The 26,140-nt window shown below is 36.4% G+C and carries 21 protein-coding genes; 12 read left to right on the forward strand and 9 right to left on the reverse strand.

What is annotated here, in order from left to right:
• From MW688_RS04885 to mdh, 3 genes are all read left to right on the forward strand, one after another.
• Positions 1-254 (forward strand): hypothetical protein (locus MW688_RS04885; RefSeq protein ID WP_486734800.1); only part of this gene is annotated, 254 nt, incomplete at its 5' end.
• An 11-nt stretch (positions 255-265) separates the two neighbouring features.
• Positions 266-484 (forward strand): NAD(P)H-quinone oxidoreductase subunit O, encoded by a 219-nt coding sequence (gene ndhO / locus MW688_RS04890; RefSeq protein WP_486734801.1) that lies wholly within the window; start codon positions 266-268, stop codon positions 482-484.
• Positions 485-510: 26 nt separating this feature from the next.
• Complete coding sequence (mdh, locus tag MW688_RS04895) at positions 511-1,479, forward strand: malate dehydrogenase (protein WP_486734802.1); 969 nt, start codon at positions 511-513, stop codon at positions 1,477-1,479.
• Positions 1,480-1,574: 95 nt separating this feature from the next.
• Here mdh and MW688_RS04900 read toward each other — a convergent pair whose 3' ends face one another.
• From MW688_RS04900 to MW688_RS04915, 4 genes are all read right to left on the reverse strand, one after another.
• Positions 1,575-1,940: a Trm112 family protein gene (locus MW688_RS04900; protein ID WP_486734803.1), complete on the reverse strand. Its 366-nt coding sequence runs from the start codon at positions 1,938-1,940 to the stop codon at positions 1,575-1,577.
• Between the two features lie 89 nt (positions 1,941-2,029).
• Positions 2,030-4,306, reverse strand: a complete 2,277-nt coding sequence (gene glgB / locus MW688_RS04905) for a 1,4-alpha-glucan branching enzyme (RefSeq protein ID WP_486734805.1) — start codon at positions 4,304-4,306, stop codon at positions 2,030-2,032.
• A gap of 125 nt (positions 4,307-4,431) precedes the next feature.
• Positions 4,432-4,734, reverse strand: coding sequence for a hypothetical protein (locus tag MW688_RS04910; protein WP_486734806.1), 303 nt, complete (start codon positions 4,732-4,734; stop codon positions 4,432-4,434).
• On the reverse strand, positions 4,734-6,311 hold the full coding sequence (locus MW688_RS04915; RefSeq protein WP_486734807.1) for an ABC transporter substrate-binding protein: 1,578 nt from the start codon (positions 6,309-6,311) through the stop codon (positions 4,734-4,736). The genes MW688_RS04910 and MW688_RS04915 overlap by 1 nt, the downstream gene beginning before the upstream one ends.
• Before the next feature lie 437 nt (positions 6,312-6,748).
• On the opposite strand from MW688_RS04915, the gene MW688_RS04920 reads away from it, so the two are divergent.
• Both MW688_RS04920 and MW688_RS04925 read left to right on the forward strand, forming a co-directional pair.
• Complete coding sequence (locus MW688_RS04920) at positions 6,749-7,723, forward strand: biotin synthase BioB (protein ID WP_486734808.1); 975 nt, start codon at positions 6,749-6,751, stop codon at positions 7,721-7,723.
• A 68-nt stretch (positions 7,724-7,791) separates the two neighbouring features.
• Positions 7,792-9,504 (forward strand): ArnT family glycosyltransferase, encoded by a 1,713-nt coding sequence (locus MW688_RS04925; RefSeq protein ID WP_486734810.1) that lies wholly within the window; start codon positions 7,792-7,794, stop codon positions 9,502-9,504.
• Between the two features lie 290 nt (positions 9,505-9,794).
• On the opposite strand, the gene MW688_RS04930 is transcribed toward MW688_RS04925, so the two are convergent.
• Positions 9,795-10,889 carry a choice-of-anchor Q domain-containing protein gene (locus MW688_RS04930; protein ID WP_486734811.1) on the reverse strand — a complete coding sequence of 365 codons (1,095 nt, stop codon included), beginning with the start codon at positions 10,887-10,889 and terminating at the stop codon, positions 9,795-9,797.
• A gap of 227 nt (positions 10,890-11,116) precedes the next feature.
• A complete protein-coding gene (locus tag MW688_RS04935; protein WP_486734812.1) occupies positions 11,117-12,703 on the reverse strand; it encodes an NAD(P)H-quinone oxidoreductase subunit 4 in 1,587 nt (528 codons plus the stop codon).
• A gap of 314 nt (positions 12,704-13,017) precedes the next feature.
• On the opposite strand from MW688_RS04935, the gene cimA reads away from it, so the two are divergent.
• The 4 genes from cimA to drmD all read left to right on the forward strand — a co-directional run bounded on the left by cimA (position 13,018) and on the right by drmD (position 20,479).
• Positions 13,018-14,727, forward strand: coding sequence for a citramalate synthase (gene cimA / locus MW688_RS04940; protein ID WP_486734813.1), 1,710 nt, complete (start codon positions 13,018-13,020; stop codon positions 14,725-14,727).
• Positions 14,728-14,781: 54 nt separating this feature from the next.
• Entirely contained in the window at positions 14,782-16,488 is a 1,707-nt protein-coding gene (locus tag MW688_RS04945; RefSeq protein ID WP_486734814.1) for a DUF6930 domain-containing protein, read from the forward strand.
• Between the two features lie 118 nt (positions 16,489-16,606).
• Entirely contained in the window at positions 16,607-17,209 is a 603-nt protein-coding gene (locus MW688_RS04950) for a VWA domain-containing protein (RefSeq protein ID WP_486734815.1), read from the forward strand.
• 93 nt (positions 17,210-17,302) lie between these two features.
• Positions 17,303-20,479 carry a DISARM system SNF2-like helicase DrmD gene (gene drmD / locus MW688_RS04955; protein WP_486734816.1) on the forward strand — a complete coding sequence of 1,059 codons (3,177 nt, stop codon included), beginning with the start codon at positions 17,303-17,305 and terminating at the stop codon, positions 20,477-20,479.
• 80 nt (positions 20,480-20,559) lie between these two features.
• On the opposite strand, the gene MW688_RS04960 is transcribed toward drmD, so the two are convergent.
• Complete coding sequence (locus MW688_RS04960) at positions 20,560-20,712, reverse strand: hypothetical protein (protein WP_486734817.1); 153 nt, start codon at positions 20,710-20,712, stop codon at positions 20,560-20,562.
• 662 nt (positions 20,713-21,374) lie between these two features.
• Positions 21,375-21,692 (reverse strand): slr1957 family protein, encoded by a 318-nt coding sequence (locus MW688_RS04965; protein ID WP_486734818.1) that lies wholly within the window; start codon positions 21,690-21,692, stop codon positions 21,375-21,377.
• 521 nt (positions 21,693-22,213) lie between these two features.
• Here MW688_RS04965 and MW688_RS04970 point away from each other — a divergent pair.
• From MW688_RS04970 to MW688_RS04980, 3 genes are all read left to right on the forward strand, one after another.
• On the forward strand, positions 22,214-23,083 hold the full coding sequence (locus MW688_RS04970; protein WP_486734819.1) for a branched-chain amino acid ABC transporter permease: 870 nt from the start codon (positions 22,214-22,216) through the stop codon (positions 23,081-23,083).
• Between the two features lie 188 nt (positions 23,084-23,271).
• A complete protein-coding gene (locus MW688_RS04975) occupies positions 23,272-23,808 on the forward strand; it encodes a LabA-like NYN domain-containing protein (RefSeq protein ID WP_486734820.1) in 537 nt (178 codons plus the stop codon).
• A 63-nt stretch (positions 23,809-23,871) separates the two neighbouring features.
• Complete coding sequence (locus tag MW688_RS04980) at positions 23,872-25,479, forward strand: 2-isopropylmalate synthase (RefSeq protein ID WP_486734821.1); 1,608 nt, start codon at positions 23,872-23,874, stop codon at positions 25,477-25,479.
• 118 nt (positions 25,480-25,597) lie between these two features.
• On the opposite strand, the gene MW688_RS04985 is transcribed toward MW688_RS04980, so the two are convergent.
• Positions 25,598-25,858, reverse strand: coding sequence for a hypothetical protein (locus MW688_RS04985; protein ID WP_486734822.1), 261 nt, complete (start codon positions 25,856-25,858; stop codon positions 25,598-25,600).
• Positions 25,859-26,140 lie beyond the last annotated feature (282 nt).

A 26,140-nucleotide genomic window follows, 5' to 3' on the forward strand; every position in this document is an offset into this window, starting at 1 on the left:
AGCAAATCTTACACCCACAGCAAATCTTACACCCACAGCAAATCTTACACCCACAGCAAATCTTACACCCACACCAAACTTGCGCCCACACCAAACTTGCGCCCACACCAAACTTGCGCCCACACCAAACTTACACCCACACCAAACTTACACCCACACCAAACTTACACCCACAGCAACCAGACAGAAAAATTTTTAAAATTCAACAGAAAAATAGACCAATTTTCTGTAACAATCAAGAAAAAGCTGATTAAACTAGATAACTATGGCAGATAAACTCAAAAAAGGTTCATTAGTACACGTGGTGCGCTCACAGCTAGAAAATAGCCTAGAAGCTAAAGCAAGTGATACCCGCTTTCCTAACTATATTTTCGAGAGTAAAGGGGAAATCGTAGACATAGATGAAGAATATGCCTTAGTAAAATTTTATGTACCTACTCCCAATATTTGGCTTAAAATTGATCAGTTAGAGTTAGCAGAATAGGCAAAAAGCTGAAATAGGAGCAAATCATGATAAAAACCCCTACAGAAAACATTAGCTGTGATTCGGCAAAAGTAACTGTGATTGGTGCCGGAAAAGTGGGAAGTACCCTAACTCAACGGATTGCTGAAAAAAACTTAGCAAATGTGGTGCTATTAGATGTGGTTGAAGGATTACCCCAAGGAATAGCCCTGGATTTAACCACAGCAAAAAGCATAGAGTTAGGCGATCGCCAAATTATCGGGACTAATGATTATGCAGATACCGCTAATTCCGATATCGTCGTAATTACAGCAGGGTTGCCACGTAAACCCAATATGAGTAGGAGTGATTTGATCCAAATTAACAGTAAAATTGTCTTTGAAGTTAGCCAAAAAACTCTAAAATATTCTCCTAACGCCATTTACATAGTCGTAACTAATCCCCTAGATGTAATGACTTACCTGGTATGGAAAACTACAAACTTACCCAAAAGGCAAGTTATGGGCATGGCAGGAATACTAGACTCTTCTCGTTTACAAACATTTATCGCTATGGAGTTGGGAATATATCCGGCCCAGGTGACGGCAATGGTACTAGGAGGCCACGGAGATTTAATGGTACCCCTACCAAGCTATTGCACCGTCAATGGAGTTCCTATAACTGAATTAATTTCCCCAGAAAGGATTAATCAATTAATCGAGAGAACTCGCCACGGTGGAGCTGAAGTAGTAGAATTATTAAAAACAGGAGGGGCTTATTTTGCCCCTGCTTCCTCTACCTGTTTAATGGTAGAAACCATTTTAAGCAATCAATCTCGCCTCTTACCTGTAGCCGCCTATTTAGAGGGAGAATACGGATTGAGAGACTTATTTTTAGGTGTACCTTGTTACCTAGGATGCCAAGGTATACAAAACATTCTTGAACTTAATTTAACTGAACAAGAACATCAAGATTTACAAGTGTCCGCAGAGTCAGTAAAAAGTAATATTAAGATTGCTTTAGAAGTAATTAAGTAACTTATTTACATCACGTTTTTCTGGTAATTTTCAAGATGATTGTCAATAATGCGATGGCTTTTAGGTTAGATTGAAGCTTTGGACACCAGTAATAATTACGTTTGTAACAAAGCTAAAATCACACTGACAGCAATAAGAAAAACAACCCAAATTAAAACACGATGACGATAATAATAATTTCTCCAATTTGTCCGGGAAATTCTTGATGATCCAGAGGAGATTTCAGTATCTATTGATGTCTCATCGTCTTGATAGAGACTACAGGTTTTAGCATAAGGACGTTGAGGAAAAGTACAAGTATCATCCTGATGGTAAAGACAGCGATCGCACAAATACTCTTGGTCTTCTGCGTAGTGTAAAGGAATCCCCGGATGACCATAAGCAGTCAGAGGTTTTTTACAACGGGGACATGTCAATGTTTCAGTTGTTAATTTTTTGGAACAATGAGGACAAACAGGCATAAACTCAAGTAAGAAAACAATAAAGAAACAGAAACCTAGAAGAAGAAAGAATCATCCTTCTTCTCTAGATTCAAACTAGTTTTTAGCTATTAAGCACTTTTCTCTGGGTCTAATTTTAATACCAATACTCCTAAAGGTGGCAAACACAAATCTATAGAATAGGGATGACTATGGAATGACCATTCATCTGTCCATTTACCACCTAGGTTACCCATATTGCTACCACCATACTTTCTAGCATCACTATTAAATAGTTCTACATAGAAACCACGAGTTGGTACACCCACGCGGTAATGACTATGGGGTTGGGGAGTAAAATTACAAACCACAACTAAAAATTCATCACTATTGATATCACGACGGATAAAAGAAACTACACTATGTCTATTGTCATTACAATCAATCCATTGAAAGCCTTCTTCTTCAAAGTCCCCAGTATATAACGCAGGCTGATGCTTATATAAATCATTAAGTTGTTTAAAGAACTCTTGGAGTTGACGATGACTATCGTATTGTAGCAGGTGCCATTCTAAATCAACCCAAACATTCCACTCACTCCATTGGCCAAACTCCATACTCATAAACATGGTTTTTTTGCCTGGGTGAGTAAACATATAGGCAAATAGACAACGAACATTGGCGAACTTTTGCCATTCGTCTCCCGGCATTTTACCGATGATGTTGCTTTTACCATGAACAATTTCATCATGAGAAAGAGCTAACATATAGTTCTCACTATGATGATACCACATACTGAAAGTAATATTGTTTTGGTGGAATTGTCTAAACCAAGGATCCATGCTAAAGTAATCTAGCATATCGTGCATCCAGCCCATATTCCACTTGAGGTTAAAGCCTAAGCCTCCCACATAAGTTGGCCAGGAAACCATCGGCCAAGAGGTTGACTCTTCCGCGATAGAAAGTACACCGGGGAAATAAGCAAAAATCAGATGATTCACTTGTCTGAGGAAATCGGCCGCTTCTAAATTTTCTCTCCCACCGTATTGATTGGTCACCCATTCTCCTGGTTTACGGTCATAGTCTAGATAAAGCATGGAAGCAACGGCATCTACTCTAATTCCATCAATATGATATTTATCGAAGAAAAATAGAGCATTAGCTACCAAAAAGTTCCTTACTTCGTTACGACTATAGTTAAATACCAATGTTCCCCATTCTTTATGTTCACCCTTGCGAGAGTCTGCGTATTCATAGAGATGAGTGCCGTCAAAATAAGCTAAACCGTGACCATCTTTCGGGAAGTGACCTGGTACCCAATCAACAATTACTCCAATCCCCTGTTGATGACATTGATCTACAAAATACATCAAGTCTTCTGGAGTACCATATCGTGAAGTCGCTGCATAGTATCCCGTAACTTGATATCCCCAAGAACCATCAAAGGGATGTTCGGCGATGGGTAATAATTCTATATGAGTATAACCGAGTTCTTTGACGTAGGGAATTAACTTGTCAGCTATTTCATAGTAACTGAGGAAACGGGCTAGGGGTTTTGCATCAGAGGCTTGAACTCCATCTGTTTCTGAGGAGAGTAATTTAGTTTTTTCATCTATAGATGCGTGTAACCAAGAACCTAGATGCAACTCATATACTGAGATAGGTTCTTTCATAGGATCTTGATTACGTCTTTTTTCCATCCAAGCTTGGTCATGCCATTGATATTTATCTAAATCCGTGACAATAGATGCTGTTTTCGGTCTTACTTCTTGGGCAAAACCGTAGGGGTCTGATTTTTCGTAAATATGCCCGTGGTTATTTTTTATCTCGTATTTGTAATTTTCTCCTACCTCTAGATGAGGAATAAATATTTCCCAAATGCCGTTACCCCGTTTACGCATTTGATGCTGTCTTCCATCCCATTCGTTAAAGTTTCCTAATACAGAAACGTTTCGGGCATTGGGTGCCCATACAGCAAAATAAACTCCTTTTACTCCATCTAATTCTGTAAGATGAGCTCCCAGTTTTTCGTAGATCCGATGATGATTTCCTTCACTGAATAAGTGTACGTCAAAGTCTGTTAGTTTAGGGGATTTAAAAGCATAAGGATCATAAATTACTCTTTCGCGCTCTCCTTCTTTTATTTTGAGTTGATAGTTATATAGTTCAGAGGTTTTAATCACACATTCAAAAAAGTTAGGATGATGAACAGGTGTCATCGGATATTCTTCTGGTTGTTCTGGGCAAATTACCGAAACCTTTTCCGCTTTTGGTAAGTACGCTCTAACTACCCAGCTTTTTACCTGGCCATTTTCCTCATAGGGATGACTTCCGAGCACTTCAAAAGGATCATCGTGTAAATTGTTAACAATTTTTTGTACTTGTTCAGAGCTTATTGTTGTAGTCATTAATTCACCACTTATTGTAAAATTATATAATCAAAGGAATATTTTAATTTTTATTTATCATAATCATACATTCTTAACTTTTAAGCAAGTTAATCTTGAAAAATTACCATTATCTGAGAAATAATTCAAAAGGGGTTAATCATCCGCAGCAGACTGAGTAATTCTAAAATAAAAATTTGATATTTAACTTCAGGACTCAGATTAGGAGGAAATTTACTAGTTTGGAGCTGTTTTTGCAACTCTACATATTCACCTAAAGTTACAGGTTGACCATCAAAGGGAGATCTCGCCTCTGTGACTATTTCACCCCTTAAGATTTCTTCAGGAATGTCCTCAAAGTTAGGCAAAGCTTGTAGTTTTTGAACTGGAAATAAACTCAAACTTAAAAATAAACTAATCAGAGATATTAGTTTTTTTGAGTAAATCATTATAAAGCGCTAAATCCATGAGTTGAACCCTGGGGACCATGATTTCCTGGTGTGGCTTTGACTAAGGGCACTTCGTTGAAAATGCTGAAGTTAACGCTATCTCCATTCACCTGAATCCCCTGCTGTAGGGATTGATAAGTATCAAGGCGATTAGGATTATTACTTATCACACCAACTATTATATTGGTAGCATCATAAGCAGTTTTGGTACGCCAACTTACTTTTCCTTTCCATAATTTTAGAGCTTCTTGAGCAAAGGTATCACCAGGTTGAGAACTCCAAGGCACTGCTAAGACTATACCATTAATTTTGTCTTGTCCTTGAACTAAAATATCAGGATTATACATTTCATCGGAACCAACAATCAAAAGAGGATTTCCTAGTTGTTGATTAATTTCGGCAATTTCAATAGCTGTGGGTACTCTATCTTTACTCAGGGCAACTACTATAGTGTTAGCACCATTTTGATGAGCATTGTTAATCGCTGTTTCCAGATTATTGCTATTGTTGGTCACGTCTATTTCACTGATTACTTGACCATTAACTTGGGGGAGAACATCGAGAATACTTTGTTTAAAATTATTACTATAGTCACTGTTAGAGTTATAAAATATAGCTACTTTAGGTGTTCCTTGTTGGGATTGGCTATACTGCAACAGGGTTTTAGCTACAGAGTCTAAATAATCTTCAACTAATTTATCTTGACTTTGATTAATGGAAATCAGTTTCAGGTTATTTCCCTCTACTTGGGTATTTATCGGAGAAAGTACAGCTAATTGAGACGATTCATAAGTTGGCATCGCTATTCTAGTACTTCCATCGGCACCATACCCAATAATAGCTAATACTTCATTACGCTCTACTAAAGCTTGGGCTAGAGATGAAGCTAGACCCGGATTACCAGGATTTTGATTAGCAATAATTACTTGTAATGGCCTACTCTGATTACTTTGGTTATATTCTGATTGATATTGGGCTATGCCTCTAAGTATTTCTTTACTAGCATTAACATCTGTGCCAATTGGTACCACTGCTGCAATTGCTATGGTATCTCCCTGTAATTTAGCTTGAGCGTTATTTAGATAAATTTTACTTTCTGGATCATTTTGATCCTCATTAACTGCTTGTTGATATTTGGCGATCGCCTCATTCCAGTTATTTTCTGCAAATGCTTGAGCACCACTTGCTTTTAATGAGTTATTATCTAATAATATTCTTTCTCCTGAACTTATTAAATTAATTATTTCCTGGTCTTTCAACGGATCGTTTGTACTAGTTCCTGTACTAGTTCCTGTACTAGTTGGAGGTGGAGTCCCCTCTGTCATTTGTGGAGCAGTTGAATTTGGTTCTGGTTTAAGTAATAACCAAGCCATTATTCCCAAAGCTGCTAATAATACCACCCCTATTCCTGCTGGTATTAACCATTTTTGTTTACTAGAAGGAGGATGTATGGCTTCTTGTGGTAACCCACATACTGCACAGTCAGGGCCATAATTTTCATAAGGTTCGTGAGCGCCAGAAGTATTTGGATATGACTTTCCGTCTTTGGCTTGACCATCACAAATCCATGGCTTCATCTTTTACTTTTTGGCTAAACTACACTATCATTATAGATATTAATCTTATTAATTTATCTTACTCTCTTACAGATTATGCTGAAATTTACAATTCTTAAAACTAAGTTACCTGTTTTTATATTAAGATTATATTAAGGTTAAATCCTTTTATAGTACAACTCACAATAAGTAATAATTATCGTCAACTTCAAATAAATTAAATGACGGTAAAAAAACAAAATAAATAAAAAATAACTTGAGAAGTTTAGTTTTAACTATATACGACAATCAGGTAAGTCTAACTAGGATGGGGATCAAGGACATCTCTAGAATGACAGTATTATCTAGTTATTTGCGTTTATTAAAAAAATATTACTATAAGCAGCCATATACAAAAGTATAAAGATGCTGAAAATTGTGGGTGAAATAATGAGCATAAATATTTATTAAAGAAAACCATGAAAATATTTAATTCAGAACAAATTAACGAAACGAAGCACTTAACCAAAAGAGAAATCATTGAATTATTAAATGCTAAAGGAAAGATACAAGAAGACTTATTCAGAAGAGCTAGAATTATCAGAGCCGAAAATGATGTGAATCAGATTAAGTTTCACGGCGTAATTGAACTTGGCAACAACTACTATTTTTCTCAATTAAAGGGGGAAAAATATTCATTTAAACAGTCTTTAAGTTGTCAACAAGTTCAAAGTATTGCTAAGCAAATAAAATCAACACATATAGATACAGTAGTCTTACGTTGTGTAGAGAATTTTGATTGTGAATCTATATTAGAAGAAGTTATTCCCCATCTCAGAGATGAATTAAACTTAAATGTGTTGTTGTCATTAGGAGAAAAATCCAAAGAAGCATACCAAAAGTATAGTAATTTAGGAGCAAATGCTTATTTACTGAAATTTGAAGCATCTAACCCGATGCTGTATCAAGGAATCAATAATAAGTCTTTGCGTAAAAGATTAAAGTGTATTCATCATTTGCAACAACTCAACTACAAAATAGGCACAGGTAATTTAATTGGATTACCAGAGCAAACTCTAGAAAACATTGCTGAAGACATATTATTAACCATAGAAATGCAGCCAGAGATTATTTGTTGCTCACCAGTTATTAGCAAATCTAATTACAAGTCTCAAATTAACTTAGTACTAAACAGCATTGCCATATATCGATTAGCCTTACAAAAATCAAGAATTATTGCCGCTAGTAATTTAGAAAAAATCGAATCAGATGGACAACTAAAAGCAATAAATGCAGGTGCTAATGTGTTAAATATTAATTTTACACCAGCTCAATTTCGTCATCAATATGCAATGTATGCCCAGCAAAGATTTGCCTCTAATCTAAATTATGCAGTTAATATTATAAAAAGAGCGGGATTAGAAGTAAATGTTTTTGAAAAAAAAGCTGTTTAAATAACTCAAAAACATCACAAATAAGGTAAGCTAAAGTGAAACAATTAGAGTTTTTTGGAGACTAGTGAATGAGTAAAAATCTTTTTTTTACTCGATATGCAAAAATTATCTTAATTGGAATTCTTACCCTAGGCTATTTCTTGCGCTTCCAAGGCATAGACTTTGGCTTACCTTTTATTTACGACGAGGATGAATCCCGGCGAGTCAATCAAGCTATGGAAATTCTCGTCAACAGAGATGCTAATCCCCATTGGTTTGGACATCCCGCGAGTACAGTTATTTATTTACTTACTGCCAACTACCTAGGTATGTTTGTAGTAGGTAAATTTTTGGGTATATTTAATAATTTTGTAGATTTTCAGAATTTATACTTTAATCAACCGAGTTTATTTTATTGGATTGGCCGTAGTTGGATTGTAGCTTTTGGGACAGGGAGCATTTTAGTTACTTATTACCTAGGAGAAAAATTAGAAAACAAAAGAGTAGGTTTAGTGGCAGCATTTTTAATAGCAATTGTCCCGATGCACATCAAATACTCTAAAATTATTCGTTCTGACGTATTACTAACTTTTTTTATTCTCTTAGCTTTTTACTATTGCCTGAACATCTTAATAGATAATCGACAAAAAAACTACATTTTAACTGGTGGTTTCCTAGGTTTAGCGATTGTTACCAAATATCCTGCCATAGTCTTTGTCCCCACAATCATTTTGGCACACTTTATCAGTCACAAATCACTCCGTAAAGAAATCAAAAAGATCTGGATAAGTGCCGGAAGTTGTTTACTAGCAAGTTTTTTAGCAGCACCTTTTTTATTTATTGATATTAATACAGCGATTAGAGATATTACCCATGAAGCTAGAACAGGAAATGTTGGAGGTAATGGAGAAGGCTTACTAATTAACTTAGTTTGGTATTGGCAAGAAGCCTTAACTAATTCATTAACAAGTTTTGGTATGTTGTTACTCCTAATTGGGATAATTATTACCTTGGTAACTAGAGAAAAAAAGCTACTACTACTAATTAGCTTTCCTCTTCTTTTTTACCTGTTTATATCATCTTTGAGTCTGCGATGGGATCGTTGGATTATTCCCCTGTTACCTTTTGCTTGTCTATTAATTGCTTGGACATTAGAATATATAGCAATTCTTATACTGGTAACCTACAGAAGTTATCCCTTTAAGGCAGGTGTTAACATTTTAAATCTATTTCATCAGACCAGGAAAGCAGATAAAGGGCAATTTTTTAATAAATACTCAGGAAATCTCTGGGGATTGTTAATAATATTGATTTTTTCCCTAGGATTAATGACTATTCCCTTGATGGAGAAAAATCAGGCGGAGATTGTCGAACTTGTTGGACTTGATACCAGAACATTAACTCGGGAGTGGATGTTAGAGAATTTACCTAGGGGTAGTCATATTTTGATAGATGAGGGAACTCCTCCTCTTCCTTTAGACTTTTTTGAACTATACCAAGTCCAAAAAGAGGCTTTAGAAAAAATTGATTCGGAAAACTCTCGCCATGCTTTTGTAGGAGTAGAGATAAAAGAAATGGGTAAGCTAAAAGATTTAGCTGAGATACAAAAAAATAATATAAACTATTTTCTTTTGAGTTGGAAATATCTTAAATATTTAGAAGAAAAAAATAGATATCCAGAAGTAGTAGCTACATATACAGAAATTATTAATCGAGGAAATTTAATTTATGAGTTAAAACGAGATAAGGATAAAAATATCACTTCTGGACCAACTATACAAATTTATCAACTTAAATCCTAAAAATCTCTTCCCTATTCTCATATCTTGCCCCCACTATAGTCGGTACTCCGATTTAGTGGTGGGGTGCAATAAACTTACTCAAAATTGCCAGCGAAAGCGGAGAGCGCCTTAGAGGCTGTTTTGTGGTCAATAATCTTGAGTTATTGGGAGGCGCTCTCCGCCACTTCACAAGTTATTTGTGACCCCAAACCATTAACTGGTAAAGGCTGGCAATTTTGAGCAGGTTTTCTCTCGCGGATGTTGACAGGAATTTTGAAGAATGCTGGACCTGACTCTACAGGATCCTTAATTTACTGAGAAGATTTATTCAGTTTCCTGAGAAACATAACTGCTGAGAAAGTTGCTAAAACACTACTCAACCCTACAGGTTCTGGTATTGGTATAGGAATTTGTTGTTCCTCAAAAGCGCCCATATCTACAGTACCTACAAAGCGATTTAGTGCTCTTTGGTCAGTAATTAGGAGATTACCATTTAAATCTACAGCCAAACTATTATCCCCCGCATTAATCGCCGGACTACCAAGAAGTAAAGCTAGGGTTTGAGTATCTCCTCCATTATCCCCTAGGGTCGTTTCCATAATACCACTAGCCGAAGAGGCGATAATGTTGTTGTTATTTTGACCAATCCTACCAGATATATTGGCATCATTAGGAGCTGTATTACCAGCGATAATACTATTGTTGATATTGTTTTCGCCATTATACGAAAAAATCCCTCCGCCTGAATTTGCTGAGTTGCCAGATATCGTAGAGTTAGTTATATTTGTATTGTCAACGGAATAAATACCCCCGCCTGAATTTGCTGAGTTGCCAGATATCGTAGAATTGATCATATTTGTATCATAACTTGAAAAAATACCCCCGCCTGAATTTGCTGAGTTGCCAGATATCGTAGAATCATATACGTTTGTATCGTATAATGAATAAATACCCCCACCGTATGCTGCTGAGTTGCCAGATATTGTAGAATTATTTATATTTGTATTTGTTAATGAATAAATACCCCCACCGTATGCTGCTGAGTTGCCAGATATCGTAGAGTTATTAACAAATACATTATTATTAGAACTAATCGCACCACCACTGTTACTAGCACTTCCTCCTGTAAGAGTCAAGTTATCTATAGTAAAACTTCTGCTAGTTACCTCAAATAACCCAAAACTGTTATTCCCCTCAATCGTCATCCCCTCAGTTAAACCCGAAGCATCTATAGTTAACTCATCAGTTACTGTTAATGAACCACTTACCAAAGAAATCCTACCATTATTGAGAGATAAATCAAAATTAATGATATCTGGACCAGTCGCTGCATTAGCCCTATTAATTACATCCCGTAAACTGTTACTACCTGAATCATCAAGATTACTTACTATAAATGTAGCCATTGTACTTAAATTTCCTCACACATACTTATAAAACAATCTTTATATAGGTATAGCCAAGATGTGAATTTTTTTCAACTAACTAAAATTCCACTTTTTTAGATAATTAATTAGTTGAAAAGCTGATTTTTATCATTTTGATTTTGAACTTTGATGATAGTAATATAGCAGTAAAAAACCTCAAGCCATAGCTTGAGGTAAAAAGATAAGATTAACAGGGATATTCTACTTTAAATCAAATCAGGAGCAACTAGATTTCCTTCTACTAAATTACCTTGAGGATTTATCTCTTGTTGTTGAGCGATTACTGGTAAAGCTGCTCGAACTTTAGTCGCCACTTCAATGGTTTTGAGGTCGTATGTGCTGGTGGCTAACTTGGGATATAAACCAATACCAATAATGGGAATTAACAAACAAACTGTAATAAATAACTCCCTTGGTTTCGCATCTAAGGAATAACCTTCTAGATTTAACTCGCTATTCTCCTTGCCGTAGAATACTACTCTTAGCATCGATAACAAGTAAATAGGAGTCAAAATCAATCCTACAGCAGTTAAGAAGATAACCACAGTTTTAAACACTGAACTATAGACATCGCTTGTAGTTACACCTAGGAAAACAGTTAATTCTCCTACAAAACCACTCATACCTGGTAAGGCTAGAGATGCTAAAGATGCTGCTGTAAATAAAGCGAAAATCTTAGGCATTTGTTTGGCTAAACCACCCATTTCGTCCATCATGAGAGTATGAGTTCTTTCATAGGTAGAACCACAGAGGAAGAATAAGGCCGCGGCTATTAAACCATGGGAAAGCATCTGTAAAACTGCTCCATTTAAACCTAATTCAGTGAAGGAGGCAATTCCAATTAAGACAAAACCCATGTGGGAAATTGAAGAATAAGCAAGACGTCTTTTTAAGTTAGTTTGTCCAAAGGCACTAAAAGCACCGTAAACTATGTTGATTACCCCGAGAATTACTAAGAGAGGGGCAAACTTGATTTGAGCTTCAGGAAGCATCTCTAAATTCATGCGAATTAGACCATAACCTCCCATTTTCAGAAGAACCCCTGCTAATATCATTGATATTGGCCCTGGTGCTTCACTGTGAGCATCTGGTAACCAGGTGTGGAGAGGGAAAAGAGGAAGTTTCACTCCAAAGGCAATTAAGAAACCTACATAAGCTAAAACCTGTACAGCTAGAGAGTAATCTTTTGCCGCTAATTGGCTTAAATCAAAGGTTACTACATCTCCTGAGAAAGCGAGGATCAATGCTGAAAGTAGGATGAATAGTGATGCTAAGGCTGTGTAGAGAATAAATTTGGTGGCCGCATAGCGTCTTTTACTACCACCCCAAATCGAAATCAACAGGTAAACTGGAACTAACTCCAATTCCCAAAAGATAAAGAATAATAATAAGTCTTGGGCAGCAAATACCCCAATTTGAGCGCTGAATAATACTAAAATCAAAAAATAAAATAGTTTTGGTTTATGCTCAATCTTCCAGGACGCTAAACAAGCCAATGTAGTAATTAAGCCCGATAGCACAATCAAGGGCATTGATAATCCGTCAACTCCTAAAGACCAGTTTAAACCGATTTGAGGTACCCAACTGTAGCTTTCTCTCATCTGTAAACTAGTCTCTTCTAAGTTATAAGATTTCCAGAAAGCGTAAATCATTATGTAAAAATCAATTAGGGCCACTGCCAATGAATACCACCTTACTGTTTTACCTTCTTTGTCTGGTAGTAAAGGTATAGCTAAAGCTCCTAACATCGGAAAAATTATGATTGCTGTAAGCCAAGGAATGTTGCTGATCATGATTAACTAAGAATTTATACTTATCACTACTAAAACCTATTATATTAAGTTTTGTCAAGTTTTACTATTTTTTTTTAAATGACTAACCAAGATAAACCACAATGATCACTTTAACCAGTCTTAATAACTATAAAGTTAAGTAAGCTAAAAGAAAAAGATGAGGATAATTTTGTCAACTAAGATAAAAATATGTAAAATAAGTAACTATGATATACTTATATTTGTTAAATTTAGGTTATCCTAACTCAAGATTAACTAGTTAACTAATAGCTAATTTAGGTAAATAATTACAAATACTTAGTTTAAAAAGTTGAATGTATAAATCTAATCAAGATGGCAAAATTTGGCTATATGATACCACCCTTAGAGATGGAGCACAGCGAGAAGGAATTTCCCTATCACTAGAAGATAAATTAAAAATAGTTCATAAACTAGATAATCTAGGTATTAATTTTATAGAAGGAGGGTGGCCTGGAGCTAACCCTAAGGATGTAGAATTTTTCTGGAGACTAAAACAAGAATCTTTAAAACAAGCAGAGATTGTGGCATTTTGCTCGACTCGTCGTCCCAACCAAGACCCAGCTAAGGATAGGATGCTACAAGCAATTATCTCAGCCGATACTAATTGGGTAACTATTTTTGGGAAATCATGGGATTTACACGTAACTGAGGGTTTAAAAACCAGTCTCGAAGAAAATCTAGCAATGATCGCAGATACAATAGCCTACCTAGTATCTCACAAAAAAAGGGTAATTTATGATGCAGAACATTGGTTCGATGGGTATAAAAATAACCCAGAATATGCGATGGCGACCCTAAAAGCAGCTAGAGAAGCGGGGGCTGAATGGTTGGTTTTTTGTGATACTAATGGCGGCACTTTACCCCACGAAATTAGTGAAATAACCACACAAGTAAGGGAAATATTAACCAAAGAAAGCCAAAAAGAAATTCAATTAGGAATTCATGCCCATAACGATTCAGGAACCGCAGTAGCTAACTCCCTAGAAGCAGTTAGAAGCGGAGCAACTATGGTACAGGGAACGATAAACGGTTACGGAGAAAGATGCGGGAATGCAAATTTATGTACTTTGATACCTAATTTAGAGCTGAAAATGGGATATCATTGTTTAGGAGAAACACAACTGCGTCAATTAGCTGCCATGAGTCGCTCAGTTAGTGAAATTGTCAATCTAGCACCAGATGAACACGCACCCTTTGTAGGTCGCTCAGCCTTTGCACACAAAGGCGGTATTCATGTATCGGCAGTGGAAAGAAATCCCTTGACTTATGAACATATAAAACCAGAAAGCATCGGCAATAATCGCAGAGTAGTAATTTCAGAGCAATCAGGATTGAGCAATGTTCTGGCGAAAGCTCGGAGTTTTGGCATAGAATTAACCAAAGACAACGCAGTGGCCAAAGAAATCCTAGCTAAACTGAAAAAACTAGAAAGTCAGGGTTATCAATTTGAAGCAGCAGAGGCAAGTTTTGAACTATTAATTCGTCAAGCCTTAGGCAACAGAAAAGAAATGTTTCAATTGCGAGGATTTCAAGTACACTGTGACATTTTCCAAGGAGATATTTTTCAAACAGATATTTTTCAAACAGGAGAATATCCTGAAAATAATGCTCTAGCTACAATCAAAGTAGCGGTAAACGGAAAAGAACTTTTAGAAGTAGCAGAAGCTAATGGTCCAGTATCAGCATTAGATCAAGCATTGCGCAAAGCACTAGTGAAATTTTATCCAGAAATAGCTTCATTTCATCTGAGTGATTACAAAGTGCGTATTTTAGATGGGAATAAAGGTACAGCAGCAAAAACCAGAGTTTTGGTAGAATCAAGCAATGGTGAAGAACGCTGGACAACCTTGGGAGTATCTACTAATATTTTAGATGCCTCTTACTTAGCCCTAGTAGAAGGCATCGAATATGGCCTATTATTAGCTACTTCTAATTCAGAGTATAATTCAGAAGGGAAAAATCCTCAGTCTGATTACAACTCAGTGTTAAATTATCAGTGTTAAATTATCAGTGTTAAATTAAAACTCTCAAGTAAAGTTAAAAAAAGTTAAAAGTCTATGAATGCTCTACCTCAGACAACTATGCGTCGGTTAAAAAAAATCCCACAAACTCCCACAATATGGGAAGGGGATCGCCGTCCCTTGTCAGGGGTGGGTTCAGAGGGAGAAATAAATGAAGAGGAAAATCGCGAATGTATTATATGGGTCGATGCAGTAGAAGGTTTAGTTAGAGCTATGGATATTGTCCCAGCAGAAATGGGATTAGAAGCAATAGTGAGAACTTTTCTGCGGGCAATAGAAAACCCCCATAATCCAGCTCAACCAGCCAGACCCCAGAAAATAGTAGTGCAAAATCGCGAAATTCAGTTTTTTTTGAGAGGGGCCCTGCAAAACTTAGAAATTTCGGTGGATTATGTACCAGAGTTACCCTTGATAGATGAACTGTTTCGTACCTTTGAAGTAGTTGATAAAGAAAGCGAGAATACAATATCAGCACAATATGAAATACTTTTAGAAAAAATTGGCTACGAACTGTGGCGGACAGCTCCTTGGAATTTATTAGCAGACCATGACATAGTGGCCCTAGAAATTAATCGTTGGGACATAGATAAACTATACGCCTGTGTAATGGGAATGCTAGGGAAAAAGTACGGAGTAATTCTCTACAGGTCTTTGGATTCCATGAGACAATTTAGGTCAGCGGTACTATCGGAAGACTCAGTAGGTCAACTAGAAAGTGCTTTTTTAGGACAAGATTGTTGGTTTTTAAGTTACGAACTAAAACCAAATCAACTGAGTATAGAAGACAATGATGACTTAGATTTAGCAGAAGTACCAGCGACAGCTATTTTTCCCGTATATGGCAGCGTTCATCCCCTAGAAGGAATACGCCCAATTCAAGAAGAAGAAGAGGCAATGGCGATATATCTAGGTTTGAAAGCCCTATTACAATTTTGCAAAAGCTCAAGGAATAAATTAAATCAAGAAAAAGTAGAACTACTCAAAAAACGTCATCGGGTAACTATTCCTCTAGGAGAAGAACAAAAAGAAATAGTATCGGTAAATGTTTCGACGATGCCAGAGGTAACCAATGAATTAATAGAAATGCTCGAAAACGCGGAATTAGAGGAAATAAAAAGACAAGAAGAAGAAAAATTCCCCATAAACGAAGATTTAATTCCCGAAGAAGCCATATATAATCTAGACGTATTACCAAGAGAATTGGTGGAACAATTTAAACAACGCGCTCAAACTTATGTGCAAGCCTTACCAATTAACGAATTAAACGATTACCCAGAAAAAGAGATACCAGTCTTGTTGATTCAAACCTCTAGACCAAAAGCCCAGGCAATGATTGAAAAAATAAATGAAGCAGGAGGTTTACAGGGACTATGTTTTACAAAAGGAGAAGATAGCTGGGCAGAAATAACCTATGAATTGGCGATCGCCCTAACTAATCAGGGAGAATTATATTTAATCGGCGAATTTATCGATAATGATAATAATATCGACAATGATAATGATATAGACGATTCGGAGAATGATAACAATTTTAGTCAATCCCTAATGGAATGGTACGAGGAAGTAGATATTCACGGGGGTTACTGTAATTTATTGATTGCCATGGGGATAAAAGGAGCTACAGCAGGAAACCCTCAACCCAAAGATATACTAGGTTTATTTGAAATTAAACTCTTAGACCCAGAAGAATTAGGATTAGGAGTACTAGAATTAAACTTTGATTTTGTTTTTGAAGAAGAATAGCAAAAGAAAAATAGCAAAAGAAAAATAGCAAATATGATCAAAATCAGTATTTTTCAAGACATAGCATGAATTTACCCTTAAGCTAAGGAAAAAGGTAATAATAGGAGGTTTGATCTCAATGCCAGAACGTGACTATACTATAATTATAGATAAGAGTAATAGTATGTCTACTACAGACAAAGCAGAAAACAGGACTCGTTGGGATATCGTTAGAGAGTCTACTATAGCGATAGCAAAAAAATGTGAACAAGAGGATCCAGATGGCATCACTGTGTATCTTTTTTCAGGTAAATTTCGACGTTATGATAACGTGACAGCGGAAAAAGTTAGACAAATTTTTGACGAAAATGACCCAATGGGACGCACTGATTTAGCAGGAGTGCTAGAAGATGCCTTGATTAACTATTTAGAACGTAAAGCGGCAGGAAAAGCAAAAGCAGAAGGAGAAACAATTTTAGTAATTACAGATGGTGAACCAGATAATCGTAAAGCAGTAATGCGTACAATTATCGATGCTTCTAGGCAAATAGACAAAAAAGAAGAAATTACTATCTCCCTGATTCAAGTAGGCCACGATACTCGGGCAACAAATTTTTTGAAAGCTTTAGACGACCAATTACAAGGTGCAGGAGCTAAATTCGATATTGTAAATACTATTACTATTGAAGAAATGCAAGAATCAACCTTGACAGAGACCATGCTAAGCGCCATAAAAAATTAACAAATAGGCTCTGCTGTTGTACAAGTTAAATTTGTACAACAGCCAAGTCAACAAGAAAACAAAAAATAACTAATATTCTTGAAACTATAAATCATGAGTGAAGTTGGCCAAATAAATACTATTCCAACACCAGGGCAAGTAGTAGAAGTAAGAGGACTACGCTACACAGTAACAAATATTAGTAAGATGCCCAGAGAATTATCACCAGAGCATCAGAATAGAAGAGGAAAACATGTAGTAAGATTAACCTGTATCGACGATGAAACCCTCGGAGAAGAATTAGAAGTATTTTGGGAATTAGAACTCGACGCGAAAATATACAAAATTAGAGAAATTCCCTACCCCAAAAAATTTGATACACCAGAAACATTAGAAGCTTTCTTAGATGCAGTACGGTGGATAACAACATCAACGACAGATACTCGGAACGTTCAATCACCATTTCGCAGTGGGATTGAAATAGAAGACTATCAATTAGATCCGGTGATTCGTGCCATACAAATGCCCAGAGTAAATCTCCTCATCGCCGATGATGTAGGGTTAGGAAAAACTATAGAAGCAGGGTTGGTGGCACAGGAATTGACAATTCGCCAAAAAGTACGCTCAATACTAATTATCTGCCCTTCAGCTATACAAATCCAATGGAAAGAGCAAATGCGCGATAAATTTGGCTTGGAATTCCACATTGTCGATAATAGTTTTATGAAATGGCTGAGGAGAAAAAGAAACATACATGTAAATCCCTGGGTACAGTTTCCTCGCCTAATTACCTCCATCGACTACATAAAAAGCGATCGCGCCATACGCTTACTCAAAAATTCCCTACCACAATCAGGAGAATCAATCTATCCCCGACGCTTCGATTTACTAATAGTTGATGAAGCCCACAATATTGCCCCGTCGGGAGGAGGTAACTATGCTATCGATTCCAAACGCACCCAAACTATTCGCACCCTAGCACCTCATTTTGAAAATAAACTATTTTTAACCGCTACACCTCACAACGGCTACCCAGAAAGTTTTACAGCCTTGTTGGAATTACTAGACTCTCAACGTTTTGCCCGGGGTGTAAAACCAGATAAAAATCAGTTAGAAGTAGTGATGGTAAGACGTTTAAAACAGGAATTACCACCAAAATGGGATGGGAGTCCCAGATTTCCTGGGCGTCAGTTACAAGCAATTCCAGTAGACTATACCACCGAAGAAAAACAAGCCCACGCTTGGCTAGTAGAATATACAAAGTTAAGACAAAAAGCTATTGAAGACTCAGTAGAAGCTACAGCAACTGAATTTGTACTAAAACTTCTGAAAAAACGTTTATTTTCTTGTCCGGCAGCCTTTTTAACTACCATAGAAAAACATCGTGAAACCTTAGAAACAGGAGGGAGAATTAACCAACGCCTATCTAAACCAACTGTGGGCATTCTTAAACGCAAACTAGAAGAAATTGATGAAGAATTCGCCGATGACGAAATCTACGAAAACTCTACAGCAGAAGCGATCGCCTCTACCACTACTCTCTTTTCTCCCCTAAGTAGCCAAGAAACTCAACTACTAGAACAACTGACAGATTGGGCAAATACCGCAGTAACTCAGCCAGATACAAAAGCAATCGCCCTCCTTGACTGGATTAACAACACAATTAGAATCAATCAAGAATGGACTAATGCCCGCATCATCATCTTTACAGAATACCGCGCCACCCAAAAATGGTTATACGAAATCTTCTCTCAATTTGACCTGGTAGAAGGAGATCGCCTGATGACTCTTTACGGAGGGATGAACTCTCAAGAAAGAGAAAAAATTAAAGCCGCCTTCCAAGCTAGTCCCGACTTATCCCCAGTTAGAATACTCTTAGCCACTGATGCCGCTTCCGAAGGATTAGATTTACAAAATTATTGTGATAATTTGATTCATTACGAAATTCCCTGGAATCCTAATCGTTTAGAACAGAGAAATGGACGTATTGACCGCCACGGACAAAAATCTCCCCAAGTCAATATCTATCACTTTGTTGGCAAAAATTATGATAGTAAGAAATTCTCAGATATTCAAGCACAATCAGGACGAATAGGAGATTTAGCAGGAGATTTAGAATTTCTCATGCGTGCAGTCCTCAAAATTAATAATATTCGCGAAGATTTAGGTAAAGTAGGCCCTGTCATCGCTAACCAAGTGGAAGAAGCTATGCTGGGTAAACGTCTCTTCTTAGAAACTAGTACAGCAGAAAAAGAATCTGAACCAATTAGAAAATTATTCAAATTTGAACGCAAAATTAAACAGCAAATCGAACGGATCAAAGAACACTTAGAAGAAACCAAGCTAAACTTACATATTACTCCTGAGAATCTTCGCACTGTAGTCAATGTCGGCTTAGAATTAACTAAACAACCCCGGCTCAAACCAGTAGAATCAGAACCAGGTGTATACAAGTTACCAGAACTTACAGGTAGTTGGAGTGTTTGTACTGGTGGATTAGCCCATCCCCATACAGGTAGAATACGTCCTGTGGTCTTTGATCCAGATTTAGCCGTAGGTAGAGATGACCGCGTCTTAATTCATTTAAACCATCGTGTTGTGCAATTATCTCTAAAAATACTGCGCACAGAAATTTGGTCAAGAGAGAGTAGTAACCAATATCAGTATAAGTTAAATCGAGTTTCTGGTAGAATTGTTCCCGGAAGAAATATAGAATTTCCCACCATTATTGTTTATGGACGTTTAGTAATTTTAGGCGGCACCTATCAACGTCTCCATGATGAAGTAATTACCACCGGAGGTATCCTCAAAGAAGGTAAATATCAGCCTTTAGGTGTCACAGAAATAGAAAAACTCCTAGAATATACCTATAGTGGAGATCCTTTACCTCCTCAAATTCAACAAAAATTAGCCGAATTGTGGAATGTATATAGTGAACCTTTGCTGCGGAGTTTAGATAGACGGGGTAGCGATCGCTGTAAGTCCTTAGAACGTATTCTTGATAATCATTGTGCTAGGGAAGTTAATCAAATTACTAGTATCTTAACGGATTTACAAAATAGTATTCAACGGGAAATCACTCAGTCAGAACAACCAGTACAATTAGATTTATTTAACCCTATTGAAAAAGAACAATTTGAACGTAACCGTCTCAGTTTGAAAACTAGATTAGAACAGATTCCTAGGGAGATTGACATAGAAACCCGCCTAATTAAGCAAAAGTTTGCTGATGCTACTCCCCGTTTGTTTCCTCTAGCCATTAATTATTTGTTTCCTAAGCATTTAATTTGATTTTTCTCCACTCATAATTAAATAAAATGTAGTCAAATATTAACAATATATGAATTATGTTAACAGTATTTTGTAATTTTTCAAGAGAAAATTGATCTAAGTTCTTCGTATGCTTTTGGCGATAATGGCCAACGCCATTTTTCTGTGAACAAAGTAGCTAAATTTTCTGAAGCAGCTAGAGATGCTGCTATGATAAAGTTATCAACAGCATCTTGAGTAGTTTGTGCAGCCAAATACTGTTTAAAAAATCCTCCCCATACAAATTGTTCAATTCAAATAGAAAAGATGCAAATAAGTTATTTCTATGCCTGTGAAGCCAAGAAAGCCACATCCAGCACCACAAGTTTCTGGAACAACGGCAATAGTGACTAAACCATTGTAATTAAAGTTTTTCTCCGGTAATCGATTAGTGGTTTTATGGTAACAAGTAAAAGCTGCATCAAAGGCTGTAACTATTTTTTGAAGAGTTTTTTGATCGAGATGAGAATCAGGAATTAGTAAAGCAATATTTTTACCTGAATAAGGTGAGGGGAATGGAGGTCAAAGGAATTCGGAATTGCGGTGCGACAAGAGCGCTTCTTTGCGAAGCGTGAACGCGCACGCCTGACACGGAAGCGCGGAAATACATAAGCATCAAGTTTTATGCTTGAAACAAAGAATATAGTTTTTTTCTTTCACCCCTAAAGTCCTATGCTTTATAAGCAACTCTGAAACTCTTGTATAGCAGGGAGCACCGGAGCACGGGAGCAGGGAGAAAATTTTTAAGTAAAATTACTTAATTTCCTAAATGATAAATTTTGAAATCTTCATAAGTTAAATCAAGATATTCTGAAGCATTATAGAGACTTTTTTTTGTAATATCTTGATTACATAATTTTGTTGTCACCCCGTCAAGTCACGCATACTCTACTTCTAGTTGAGCAACTGTAATAGCATTAAAAGCAAACGCTAATACTAGAGGCAATGGACATTGAGTGCAATAGATACTCAATATAGATAAACAGGTAATTGCTGCGGCTATACCTAACCAAATTCTTTCTTGGGTACATAGTCCTTTCTCAGCTTTAATTAATTTTAATACTTTTACCGGAATGGGTTCTGGCATCACAGCACCTGGTGGAAATGCCCAATACAGACTTCTTTCTTTAAATAAGTCTGTCCAGCCATTTTCTTGACACCAGTCTTGAATCCATTCATCGCGGTAATGTCTCATAATAATTATTTCCTCAATATTTATTTAATTATTTTTTTATTGTTTAAGATTTCTTTTTTCTGACTTTAGTTTTTTTAATCTATCACAACCTAAATAAATTTAATTTGAGTATAAATACTCAAGTAATCCTTGATAGCGATAAAATTCAAATAGAACTCAAAGAGTGTTTTTAGTCAAATAAAGCTAAATTATAGAAAATAAAGAATTTTAATGGTAAAAAAACAACAATATTAGATATTAAGTAGCAAAATCGTTAATTTTCTTAAATTTACTAAGTTTTACTTTAAGATTATGTTGACGTGAGCAGCAGTAATAGTAAGTAAAAAATTAATAATTCTTAATTGTAAACAAGAAAACAACACCATTTTTATTAACATTTATTAATATAATTTTTTTTGAATATTAATTCGGAAAAATGCTTAAACTGTAATTCACAATCAAAAAACAATGAAAGTAATCTAGAGAAAAAGCTATATTTACTCTATAGGTTTTACGAATTGGAGGAAAAATAAGCAAAGGCTATGGATGTACCTCAATTAATCTTTAATGGTCTATCATTAGGGAGTATCATCGCTCTAGCAGCAATAGGATTAACACTAACTTATGGAATTTTGAAACTATCTAACTTTGCTCACGGAGATTTTATGACTTTGGGAGCTTATTTAACTTGGGTTGCTAATAGTCAAGGAGTAAATCTATGGTTGGCAACTGTGGTAGGGTGTATAGGTGCCACTATCGCTATGCTAATATCAGAAAAATTACTATGGAAACTAATGCGCGATCGCCGCGCCAGCCCCACCTCTTTAATTATTATCTCTATTGGCTTAGCATTATTTCTCAGAAGCATCATCCTGATTATTTGGGGTAGCACCAATCAAAGCTATGATTTACCAGTTATCCGAGAAGTAAATATTTTCGGTTTTGCAGTTTCTTTTTACTTAGTTGAGCGTATTATTGTGATTGTGCTGGCTATTTTGGCAATTTTAGCCTTACATCTCATACTTCAGAAAACTAAAATCGGTAAAGCTATGCGAGCAGTAGCTGATAATGTGGATTTAGCTAGAATCTCCGGGATTAATGTAGAAATCGTAGTAATCTTTACCTGGATAGTTACAGGAGTTTTAACAGCTTTAGCAGGATCTATGTATGGCTTACTCTATGGAATTCGTCCTAATCTTGGCTGGTTTTTGATTTTACCTCTATTTGCTTCAGTGATTTTAGGCGGCATTGGTAACCCCTATGGAGCTATTGCTGGTGCTTTAGTTATTGGTTTAGCACAAGAATTAAGTGTTCCTTGGTTAGGATCTCAGTATAAGTTAGCTGTAGCTATTGTTATTATGATCTTGATTTTGTTTATTCGTCCTCAAGGCATATTCAAAGGTTTAATTTAATTATTATGCTAGAAAGATGAATGTAGCTTTAAAAAAAATACGGGTTATGAGTTATAAGTTTGTTTTGTCTGATTTTACTATCTTCAGTTAGTTTAGTTACTCCTAAAGGTTTACTAATTTGCTAAAATAATAGATTAAATATTAAATAGTTTTCTATTTTATAAATTTAATCACTAGGTTTAACTTCTATGAATTATACTGGTAATTACCATGCCTGTGTCAGAGATCGTTTATCGATTTTTGTAGACGGCAACAATATGTTCTATGCACAACAAAAAAATGGTTGGTTTTTTGATCCAAGAAAAGTATTAGTCTATTTTACCGATGATCCTCATGTTAATTTAATCAATGCTTTCTGGTATACAGGATTAAAAGATTCTCAAGATCAACGAGGATTTAGAGATGCTTTAATTAGTTTGGGATACACAGTAAGAACTAAAATACTGAAAGAATACTATGATGACAGCTCAGGAAAGTACTCCCAAAAAGCTAATTTAGATATAGAAATAGTCGTGGATATGTTTAATACAGTAGATCAGTATGATAGAGTAATTTTATTCAGTGGAGATGGAGATTTTGAAAGGGCAATTGAATTATTACGCTCGAAAAATACTCACATAACTGTAGTCTCCACAGAAGGAATGATTGCAAGAGAATTAAGGAATGCTACGGATAGATATGTAGACTTGAACGATATACGCGATCGCATAGAAAAAAATGATTAGAAAAATAACCAAAGGCTATAATTGAAATCTCTACCCGAACTCTAATAAATACCACCAATAGTCATGAATAATCAAACAGATAAAATCATAATATTTGATACTACCCTAAGGGATGGAGAACAATCCCCAGGAGCTACTCTAAATGTAGAAGAGAAAATAGCGATCGCTCGCGCCTTATCTCGTCTGGGAGTAGACGTAATTGAAGCAGGTTTTCCCTTTGCGAGTACAGGAGATTTTGAAGCAGTAAAAAGAGTAGCCGCAGAAGTAGGAACAGAATCAGGCCCAACTATTTGCGGCTTAGCTAGGGCAACTCAAGCCGATATTAAAACAGCAGCATCGGCTTTAGAACCAGCGGCAAAACCTCGTATTCATACATTTATTGCTACATCTGATATACATTTAGAATATAAGCTTAGAAAAACTCGTCAAGAAGTACTTAGTATCACAGAAGAGATGGTAAGCTATGCGAAATCATTTGTAGATGATGTAGAATTCTCTCCAGAAGATGCAGGCAGAAGTGACCCAGAATTTCTCTACCAAGTACTAGAAGCAGCAATCAAAGCTGGGGCAACAACAGTAAATATACCTGATACAGTAGGGTATACAACTCCTAGTGAATTTGGAGCTCTGATTCGAGGCATAAAAGAAAATGTACCAAATATAGACCAAGCAATTATTTCAGTCCATGGTCACGATGATTTAGGCTTAGCTGTAGCCAACTTCCTAGAAGCAGTGAAAAATGGAGCAAGACAATTAGAATGTACCATCAATGGTATTGGGGAAAGAGCAGGAAATGCCGCCCTAGAAGAATTAGTGATGGCTTTACACGTACGTCGCCAATACTTTAATCCTTTTTTGGGAAGAACTCCTGAATCAACAGAACCTTTGACAAATATAGACACAACACAGATATATAAAACCTCCCGCCTAGTATCTAATCTAACTGGCATGGCAGTGCAACCCAATAAAGCCATTGTTGGTTCTAATGCTTTTGCCCACGAATCAGGTATTCACCAAGATGGAGTACTAAAACACAAGCAAACCTACGAAATTATGGACGCTCAATCTATTGGGTTGACTAACAATCAAATTATTTTGGGTAAGCACTCCGGTCGCAATGCCTTTCGTAGTCGTTTGAAAGAACTCGGTTTTGAATTATCAGAGAATGAACTAAATAAGGCTTTCTTAGCTTTCAAAGATATCGCAGATAAGAAAAAAGAAGTTACTGATTGGGATTTAGAAGCAATCATCAACGACGAGATTCAACAAGTACCTGATTTATTTCATCTAGAATTGGTACAGGTATCTTCTGGAGACCATTCTCGCCCCACAGCTACTGTGACTCTACGTACTCCAAGCGGAGAAGAACTGACTGATGCGGCGATTGGCACTGGGCCTGTAGATGCAGTTTACAAAGCGATTAATCGTGTAGTTGAAGTTCCCAATGAGTTAATTGAGTTCTCCGTGAAGTCAGTTACCGCAGGTATTGATGCTATGGGAGAAGTTACCATTCGTTTGAGACATCAAAACCGCATTTATTCCGGTCATGCTGCCGATACAGATATAATTGTAGCTTCTGCGAGAGCTTATCTCAATGCTCTTAATCGCCTCTATGGGACATTAGAAAAACAGACTTCTACAGGAAAAGTACCTATCACTCCACAAGGTTAAAATTATTTTGCCTCTCGATGTACATCTAGTAATAAGCGGCTCTTGCTAACTTTTGGTGAGCAAGAGCTCTTTTTTGGGTTAGTTTGCAGTTAACAAAAGTTTTAATCTCAGCGCTAAATCAAACAATAGCTGCGGCCAATTCTGGACGAGTATACCAACTATAAAACCGCTCTGTAACAGGTTTTATATTCAACTCCTGTCTCCATTCTTCAAGAGGACGTTCTAATCCTTCCTCCCATTTGATAGGAAATAGAGGTTTAGCTACTTGTCCCATTTGTAAACCTTTTCCAATTACTTCTAGTTTATAACCTAGAGTTCTTCCTGCTTCGCTCATATCTAAGTCTGGTTGATAGAGGTCTTCATTACCAAAGAAAGACATAAGCATACTCGCAATTGGTAAAAAAGTTAAAGAACCTTGGCCGAAACCTGGACAACTACCCAATACTGCGTAGGTTTTGAATCAAACATATTCCTTCTGAGAAAGCAGGGAGCAGGGAGCTTCTGAGCAGGGAGAGGGGTTTTTGGCTTTGTACCTAATCTCCTTTCAACCTTACTCTAATCAATAATTTTCTCTTAACCGAGCAGTATTGGGACAACTACCTTTAACTCATATCTTGCACCAGAACAAAAGTACTAAATTGGCCAACAGGCGAGAATCAAT

This window comes from Johannesbaptistia floridana (assembly GCF_057440575.1).